Source organism: Neisseria sp. P0001.S005, assembly GCF_051963715.1.
Genome location: NZ_JBQCTZ010000656.1, coordinates 1 through 417, shown reverse-complemented (window position 1 = coordinate 417; position 417 = coordinate 1). Strand labels below are relative to the sequence as shown.

At 42.2% G+C, this 417-nt stretch carries 1 protein-coding gene; it reads left to right on the top strand.

Annotated elements, in window-relative coordinates; all coding sequences use genetic code 11:
• Positions 1-235: 235 nt before the first annotated feature.
• Positions 236-417, top strand: a 182-nt coding sequence (locus ACTHSP_RS22230) for a DUF3579 domain-containing protein (protein WP_440347037.1), incomplete at its 3' end; no start/stop codon positions are given.

The following is a 417-nucleotide window of genomic DNA, read 5'->3' as shown; positions in this document are numbered from 1 at the left end:
TTTCAGACGGCCTGTTGTTATTTTTCAAATGATTTTTGAAGAAAAAGAGGCGTATCGGGTATAATAATCAAAGAATTTGAAACGGATTGTCAGGATCGGCAAGCCGTCTCATCATTGTCGTATTTCAAAACCTTACTGATATTTTTTCAATAATCTGTTGCTATGTATCGGAACTTTTTCTGATGTTGGCACTGGCGAAATATTCCTTCAGCCATTTACTCTCAGGAAGCTGCTTATGTTAGTGTGTAATCCTTATGAAGTTGTGATCCATGGTACGACCAGCAAAGGCAAGATTTTCCGACCAAGCGACTGGGCGGAGCGCCTGTGCGGTATTTTGTCTTCCTTTACTAAAGACAACCGCCTTTCCTATTCGAATTGGGTGCGCCCGATTTTGGTGGACAATGTCCGTTGTGTGGC